The sequence below is a fragment of the Synechococcus sp. R6-5 genome, from assembly GCF_047461775.1.
Classification (GTDB): Bacteria; Cyanobacteriota; Cyanobacteriia; order Thermostichales; family Thermostichaceae; genus Thermostichus.
The window spans coordinates 1-772 of record NZ_JANSHV010000346.1; the positions used below are offsets into that span (position 1 = coordinate 1).

Consider the following 772-nt stretch of genomic DNA (forward strand, 5'->3'; position numbering starts at 1 on the left):
GATCTGCCACTCATCAGTGCGGGTCGCAAACCTGCGATCCTGGCGGTTGTCGTTATTGTCATATTGTCGATGTTTGCTGCAATAGGACTTGAGTATCTGGTTCAGCGGACTCGTTCAGGGCGACGATCTATACTGTTGCTGGCAGGTGTCGGAATATTAGCCGCCGTTGAACTCTATCCGTCGGTTGATCGCCCAATATTTACATTTGAACGACACACCGTTTTTGAGCAGATCGCCCGTCGTCCCGGCGCAGTAGCCGATCTACCGCTATGGTTCACAGAAGACAGTCGCTCGTTACGCAACCAGATGATTCACGGACAACCGGTTCTCGGCGGATATGTCGCCCGATGGCCTGAATATGCCAGTCTGAATATACCGCTGCTGCGGTTGATTGTTGACATGGATTTGCCTGACAAAGATATCATCTCAACAACACCCGAACAACTGCAGACAATGCAGTGTGTTTATCCAATACGGCACATCACCATTCGACGCGACCAGGTGAGTGATGCCGATGAGCAACATCTGGCGGATTTACTTGCCTTCCTGAATGGTTCGTACCTGGCGCCAAAGTGGCAGGACGACACATATATCTGGTATGAATTGCCAGAGTTCCCCAATGCATGTCGTCCTTTTCTCTATTTAGGCAATGGATGGTACGATGTTGAAAGTGCTGGCATCAGTCTACACCGCTGGGGGAGAGCCGACAACACGCTCTGGCTGGTCAACCCGTATGATACGCCAATCCATATGACGCTGGCGTTGACCCTGG

At 51.4% G+C, this 772-nt stretch carries 1 protein-coding gene; it reads left to right on the top strand.

Annotated features, from left to right (window positions below):
* On the top strand, window positions 1-772 hold a 772-nt coding region (locus NW818_RS13590; RefSeq protein WP_414424855.1), incomplete at both ends, for a hypothetical protein.